Genomic DNA, 6256 nt, shown 5'->3' on the forward strand with positions numbered 1-6256 from the left:
CAGAGGTTGGCCGGTCGTTGCGGTGTAGACGTTGCCGCGCATCAGCCAGTCCATGATGGTCATGTTGCTGTCCGCGCTCATCGGCGTGGTGGCGAGATAGGTATAGGCGTCCACGGGCAGCAGGACCGTGTTGGCCATTTCGACGCGCTTCGAGACGGAATAGACCGACGTGAGAGCTTCGTTGATATCGCGCAGGATCTGGATGGGCGACTTTGCCGTCCAAAGCCGCGACGAACCGGTGCCATCAGCCGCCACATTTGCAGCCGCCACATCGCCGTTGTTGAAAAGGCCGGTCATGCCCTTCGACGTGTCACCCACGCGCACAAGGTCATCGATGAACTCTTCATAGGCGCGGCGGGCACGGGCGGCGCGCTCTGTGTCGAGCGAAATGCCCAAGCGCGAGGCGTAACCCAATTCTTCGGTCGTATAGCGGTAGCCGATCGCCGCCATCTCGATCTGGTGGGTGTGGCGGGTCAGGTTGACATCCGCGTTCGGCACGTCCTTGCTCAGGTGGTTGAACCACTTGGCCTGCCCCGTTCCGTCCATCGAATAGAACTCGATCGTCTTGGCATATTCGCCAGCGGTCGTATCGATCGACAAAAGCTGAGGATACTGAATATCCTCATACTTCGTGCGGAAGATTTCACTTTCGATGACGGCCGCGCGCTGAGACAGGAAGCTGAGAGCGCCCTGGGCATCGTTCAGAAAAGGATTGTCCATTGCTACCCCCTATTACTTGATGCGAACCGGCACAGTGCCAGCCGCAGTGATCGTTGCATCGAACGTCGCGCCGACGATCGCTGTGTTGTCAGTGCTGACATCGGTAAAAAGGCCTGCACTGGTGACATAGACAGCATCGCCCTTATCGACGGCCTTGGATGCCGCAACGGCGATCACGCCAAGACGGCACAGGGGGATTTCATCACCTTCCTCGAAGGTATCAGCCACCGCGCTTTCAACCGTGATGTCGCGGATCGAAATACCCTCGAACAGCGCGGAAGGAGTTGCGGTCACGCCATTGTCATCGGTGCCAGCAAACAGAGCCTTGCCGAACCCAACCGCCGTGGCGTCTTCGAGCGTGCGCGACGTGCTGTTATGCAGTTCCTGGTTGACGATCTGCCCGACCACATAGGCGGGCTGGCGGGACGTGTAAGCGGTCTGAACGGCGGCCATTATGCGGCTTCCTTCTTCTGGCCAGTCAGGCTGGCGATATAGTCTTGGCGGGCGGCATCGCGCATCTGGCGAGAGTCACCGATGACAACCGGCGAACCCAACGGCTGCACGGCAGCGTCCGCCACCTTCGCATCCTTGGTCAGCGCCTCGAAAGCGATAGCGACATGATCGGCGGTATAATCCTTCGCCGTCGCGCCCATCGCCTTGTCCACAACCGCCTTCATGATCGCGGCTTCGTCCATGGCGTCGGTGACGGTCACGCCCATTGCCTTGGCCTTGCCTTCGATGACGGCGAACTGCTTGCCCGCGTCGCGAAGCTGCTGGAGCGTCGGCTTGGCGGCTGCTACATCGGCAGTCAGCTTGGCGATTTCCGCGTCTTTGGCAACGATGGTGGCGGCATCGGCCACCGACTTCGCTTCCAGGCCGGTGACTTTGCCGGTTGCGGCATCGCGCGCGGCGATCAGGGTGGTGATGGTGGCCATTGCCGTATCGGCGTTGGACACATCGACGGTTAGCCCGTCGATCATGATGGTCTTCACGGGCTTCTCCGTTTTGGTGAGGGAATCGAGAATGTTGGAGGGGAGGGCATCGCAGACGGCGGCATCGCCAATGCGACAAGTTGAACCTGCGCGGCCGAATTTGACGCGGGCCACATGATTACCGTCCGTGATTTCAGCCTGACGCGCTTGGCAAATCGTGCCATCGGGGGCCTTGAAGTCTCCGAACTCGATGCGCGCGCCATAGCCGTTAGAAAGCTCTACGGTGCCCGCTGCGGTGTCCGCAATCGCTGCTTCGTCCATCAGCAGCAAGTCGAACGCCAGATGCTCCCCATCCCGCAATGCGCCCATGATCACGCCATCAGCGTGCTGCTTCCAATTCTTGGAATTGACAGGCTCGGCAGGGTGCCCGGTGGTGATCGGCTTACCGATGAAACTGCGCGCGGCGCGCTTATCAAACACAGTGCCTTCGTCGCGAAGGACGTTGACAATGGCCTGATCACGCAATCCATGCGTGTTGTCGGGATCGACTTCGCGGCCGGTATATTGATAGACGCCCGTGCGCGCAGCTTTGGCGCGAACAGCCAGGTAGCCTTCGGCGGTGCGGCGTGGCGCATCAAGGACAAGTTGGTCTGCGAACAGCATGGCCCGCACGATAGGCGGGGCAAGGGGGTGGGTTTATAACCCTCAGGGATTAGGCGGGTGATGCGGAAACGCTAGTCGAACGTGATGACCGCTTGCCCCCGGCAGCCACAAAACGGAAGCTGACCAGGCCTGTCCTTGGGTGCCGTTTCGTCCGTATATTCCTTGCCGTTGCGGGCGACGTGATCGGCGCGCGGATGGAGCTTGCCACTATGCCGCCAACGCCAGGCATCAATCCCCGCCTCTCGCCGCCGCTCATCCGCCAGCGATGACGTGATCTTGCTGAGCTGATCACTGGCAATCCTCACCGAGCGCGCCCGCCCCATATCCGCAGCCTCACGGACCGACTTCGCGACCTCACGCGCTGGCGTCCGGTTGCGCAGACCATCGAAAACCGCGTTGCTGATCCGCTGGCGCGCCTGATCGCTCACATCACGAATTAAGCTGGTATTCCACTCGATCGCCGTCTCGATTGGCGCACGCATGTCACCTGCGCCGATCATCGTTTGCAGATCCACGCCGGTTGCGCTCAGGACTGCCCCACGCCATTTCCCACGCTGCCATTGCTCGACGCGCAGTGCCCAATCCCGCAACCCCGGTGAAAGCAACAGCACAAGCCGGTCAATGGCAGCAGCCGCGCCGTCGATCTCCGCGCGAACGTCTGCCGGGCTGTCCTGGGTGATTTCGGATAGGGTGCGGGTGTACGCGGCTTCGATGCGGGGTAGCGCGTCGGTCCATGCGGTGATGACGGGGAGGTACGAACCTCTGAACAAATCGGTCGCCAGCGTGGATGGCGGGACGATATCGCGCAGGACTATGGAGGATCGGCGGATGTTGCGGGTTCGTCGTGCCATCTGGGCCAAGTCGAAGCGGGGCACAGATTACCGCCGCTTGATAGGTGGGGGTGGGCTTCCAGGAGGCGGCGGCGGGAGCGGGCGCAAAGGCAAGCTGTTAGCCTGCGCCATGCCCCGGACATCAATCTTGAAAGACGATCGCCGCCTAAGGCTAACCGCCTCCGCGCACAGGCCCACGATCGCGATCGATTGCAGAATATCTAGGATGATATGCGCGTTCACTCGCCGCCCTCCGCAGACTTCCCATCATTCGAAGCACGGCGGGCGGGCGCGCCACTTCCAGACGCCCCGCCACCACCGGCTAGATTTGGATCAACCTCCCTTCCCGCTTGAATTGCAGATGGATCATCATCGCCTCCATCGTTATCCGGCGACAGGCCGAATCTCTCGGATTCAGGGATGGCAGCCAAGGCCTGTTCAAGACCCGGCATAACCTCGCGTTCAACCAGCAGGTTTTGCAGCGCTTCGGAAAACGCGCGCTCAGGAATCGCCCCGGTGTTCTGGACCTTCTCGACCACCTCCATCAACACCTTGAACGTGTCCGTCTGTTCCTTTTCGGTCGGGACGGACAGCGGCGCAAACGCCCATGTGACCTTGGATGCATCGACGCCTGCCGATCGCAGCAGGAACGGGTCTAGCGCTTCCAGGCAGGGGCGCGTTTCGAGCTTTTGGCCCGAAACAACAGCACGATTCCAGTTATCCATATCGTGCTGACCGGTCGCGTTCATCCCCGCAGGCGACCGCCCCATCAACCGCGTAAACGGAATGTCCGCAACAGCCGCCACGCGCTGATCGAAGGCGTCCATCATCGCCGGGATGCCGGTCCAGTTTATTTGGTAGTCATCGATTTGCTCACCGGGGTCATTCGGGCCAGCGCCAGAGCGGTAAAGGACCGCGTTCAGGCTACTCTCACCCTCTGCGATGACTGCAATGCGCTTATTCAAACTCTCTTGGTCGCGACTGTCCAAATCAGGGATGCCGAACCGCAGCAGCTTGGCCTTGCGGACCAGCGCCGAAAACCATGCCTGGGTATCATCGGAGCGCGTGACCTCGGTATAGACCCGTAGCAGCCGGGAATCGCCCCAGAATGACTCTTCCAGCGATACAGCGTGGCCAGCGGGGAGACGCGCACCACGAAAGCAGATGACGCGGCTTGGATGAATTGGCGTTGCGCCGACCTCGCCACCGTTCATCGTCCACATCAGCGGCTCGCCATAGCGCGGTGATGCCAGGTCATTAACCCAATCCTTGCCGGTGATCTGCCAGCGGGAAACCACGTTCAGGGCGACGATGCCACCCTTCGCAATCATGGCGGGCGTCAACGGGCTGGAATGGTCGCCAGCGGTGATGATGACGATCGCGCCACCACCGATGCCGCGTAGGACTTCGGCCTCTTGCGCCTTGCCGATGAGATTTAGCCGTTTTTCCTCGGCCTCGATTGCGGTGATCTGATCGGCATCAGCTTGCCAGTCGCGCCATTCGCGCACGCGGTCCTCTGCCGGGATGGCGATGACCTTGCGCATCATCCCCGACTGCATGTAGGCCGCGACCGCAAGCTGATGCGAGAATATCCCGCCAAGCCCGGTTGCAGCGCCGCCACGGTTGAAGGGGTTTAGGCGCGATGCAAGATCGATCGCGCCCCTCAGACTGTCGGTGATCCACGCCATGGTTGCGAGGGTAGGGCTGTGGTGGGGTGCGGTTTATAACCCTCAGAGTAGGGCATCCATGTTGTAGCTACCCTTGCCCAGCATTAATTCAGTCAGCGCCCATACCAGCGCATCGGCCCGGTCGGGCGAGTTCTCACCCACATACCCCCCCGCCGTCATGTTGCACATTTGGTCCTCAAGATCGGCGAAGATGTCGCAATGGCTGACCTTGCCCTGCTCATAGAGGGCTGAGATAGGTTCAGCCCGCACCACCTTGCCCCGCGTCGCGTTCACGTCCTTGTAAGCCGCCTTTTTGTCGGCCGTTGATACCGTGAACCGCACCATATCCCCGCCGAAATTCTTTTCCCCGACGATCCGGTCAGCATCCCAACGGTGATACATATCCACCGCGCGCCGCCCCCAGCCTTCCGGCGATAGCTGGCACGTCGCGTCCTGTAGCACATAGGCCCGACCATCGACGCCCAAGGCTGCAACCACGATGCCGATGTCATCGCCGCCGCCGTCGCCCTTGGTGCCAGACGGATCGACCGCGACCACGATACGACGCAACCCGATACCCGCGCCGTTTTAGCGCACCACAGGCTTATCCTTGACCCATGCCAGCGACGCGCGGAATCGATCGATGCCGGGGATGACTGCGCCGTCATCGGTCTTGCGGTCCTCCAGCGCCCATAGCGCCCCGTTGACCTCGCTGGCCCATTCCCCATCCTTGAACCGCAGGCGCTTGGCAGCGGACATGCCGTCCAGAACCTCGAAATACTCCTCAGGCAGGTTGTCCCGGTTGTCATCGGGGTTGATCTTCATCTCGACGTAATTGTCTGGATCGCTCAACGCCTCCTTGGTGCCAGGCTTCATCTTGGACCTGAACAGCACGAACGACCAATGCAGTTTGCTTGGCGGGTTGCAGTCGAAATAGGCCTTGAGCGACAAGTATTCGCGACCCGTTGCCTGCGCTATCGCTGGATCGAGCGGGCACTTCTGCGCCAGTCGGGACATTGCCGTCTCGATGCTACCCCATGGAATTTGGCTGCTCTCGTTGAAATACAGGGTCGCATATTCGGCACCAAGGATCTTCTCGACGCGCTCCTTGTCATCCAGGCCCGCAATCCAGATTTGCGAACCGTTGGGCAGTTCGACGTAGAAATCCGTCTTGTCGAACCGCACGCGCAGGGTCGGGAAGCATAGTTTCAGCACCTTGGGAAGCGTGTCGGCCCATATGCTGGTTTTCGCGTGGTTAAACCGGAAGCGGAATATCGCATGGCGCGATGCTGGCGCGTTGATGGCGCGCTGCACGATCGCCCGGCAGAGCAGGAACGTCTTTCCGGAGCGCGAACCGCCGCGCAGCATGATGTTGCGGGCGGGGGAGGCTAAGAGGCGGTTGGCTTCGCGCTGGCGTGGGGTTAGGCGGGCGGTCACAGACCGA

General features: G+C 61.1%; 7 protein-coding genes. All 7 read right to left on the reverse strand.

Annotated elements, in window-relative coordinates; all coding sequences use genetic code 11:
- The coding region (locus IL54_RS23110) for a major capsid family protein (RefSeq protein ID WP_037478773.1) at nt 1-720 on the reverse strand (720 nt) is incomplete at its 3' end.
- Nucleotides 721-732: 12 nt separating this feature from the next.
- A complete protein-coding gene (locus tag IL54_RS22325; RefSeq protein WP_052027709.1) occupies nt 733-1173 on the reverse strand; it encodes a structural cement protein Gp24 in 441 nt (146 codons plus the stop codon).
- Nucleotides 1173-2315: a DUF2213 domain-containing protein gene (locus IL54_RS14740; RefSeq protein WP_052027710.1), complete on the reverse strand. Its 1143-nt coding sequence runs from the start codon at nt 2313-2315 to the stop codon at nt 1173-1175. The genes IL54_RS22325 and IL54_RS14740 overlap by 1 nt, the downstream gene beginning before the upstream one ends.
- 71 nt (nt 2316-2386) lie before the next feature.
- Nucleotides 2387-3190, reverse strand: coding sequence for a phage minor head protein (locus IL54_RS14745; RefSeq protein WP_237748894.1), 804 nt, complete (start codon nt 3188-3190; stop codon nt 2387-2389).
- Nucleotides 3191-3384: 194 nt separating this feature from the next.
- Entirely contained in the window at nt 3385-4833 is a 1449-nt protein-coding gene (locus tag IL54_RS14750) for a phage portal protein (protein WP_052027711.1), read from the reverse strand.
- A 42-nt stretch (nt 4834-4875) separates the two neighbouring features.
- Nucleotides 4876-5382 carry a DNA-packaging protein gene (locus IL54_RS25185; protein ID WP_202807668.1) on the reverse strand — a complete coding sequence of 169 codons (507 nt, stop codon included), beginning with the start codon at nt 5380-5382 and terminating at the stop codon, nt 4876-4878.
- Between the two features lie 18 nt (nt 5383-5400).
- The coding region (locus IL54_RS25190; RefSeq protein ID WP_237748895.1) for a phage terminase large subunit at nt 5401-6256 on the reverse strand (856 nt) is incomplete at its 5' end.

Source organism: Sphingobium sp. ba1 (genome assembly GCF_000743655.1).
Taxonomy (GTDB): Bacteria; Pseudomonadota; Alphaproteobacteria; order Sphingomonadales; family Sphingomonadaceae; genus Sphingobium.

Excerpts from the sequence above, each read along its gene's own strand:
- IL54_RS22325 (WP_052027709.1), bottom strand. The coding sequence starts at position 1,173 with ATGGCCGCCGTTCAGACCGCTTACACGTCCCGCCAGCCCGCCTATGTG.
- IL54_RS14740 (WP_052027710.1), bottom strand. The coding sequence starts at position 2,315 with ATGCTGTTCGCAGACCAACTTGTCCTTGATGCGCCACGCCGCACCGCC.
- IL54_RS14750 (WP_052027711.1), bottom strand. The coding sequence starts at position 4,833 with ATGGCGTGGATCACCGACAGTCTGAGGGGCGCGATCGATCTTGCATCG.